Raw genomic sequence first — 487 nt, forward strand, 5'->3', positions numbered from 1 at the left:
CCCCTACTCTGCCCTTGGGGATTCGCGCGTCGGACCGAAAGTCGGAGCCGGTTTTCGCAAGGCACGAGGCGCAGGGTTGAAATGTTGGAGCGTGGTTCGCGCGTCCGCTGGGACGCTCGCCTCTCCAAGAGATCAGATGGTAGGGCGCTATGAACACAAATCCGGGCGGCAGCGGAGAATTCGGAAAGCAGCAGGCCGCGTCTGGTCCGATCGTCCCGAAGACGGCGGCCGAGGCGCTGCGTCCCGAGGCCGGTACGCCGCCGCCGAGACGCTCGCGCGCCTCGCGCAGCCAGGTCGTCGTGTTCATGAATTTCGTTATCTCGCTGGTGATGCTGATGATCCTGGCGGCCGGCGCCGCGCTATATTTCGGCAAGCAGGCGTTCACCGAGCCCGGCCCGTCGGCCAACGGCGACACCTTCCTGGTCAAGCCGAACACCGGCGTCCAGGACATCGCCGACCAGCTCGAGCGGCGCGGCCTGATCAGCGA

The 487-nt window shown here is 66.3% G+C and carries 1 pseudogene; it reads left to right on the top strand.

Annotated elements, in window-relative coordinates:
- Positions 1-149: 149 nt before the first annotated feature.
- Positions 150-487 (top strand): annotated as a pseudogene (locus tag EOA33_RS38265) (4-amino-4-deoxychorismate lyase); the annotation flags it as partial.

The sequence above is a fragment of the Mesorhizobium sp. M4A.F.Ca.ET.050.02.1.1 genome (genome assembly GCF_003997725.1).
GTDB lineage: Bacteria > Pseudomonadota > Alphaproteobacteria > Rhizobiales > Rhizobiaceae > Mesorhizobium.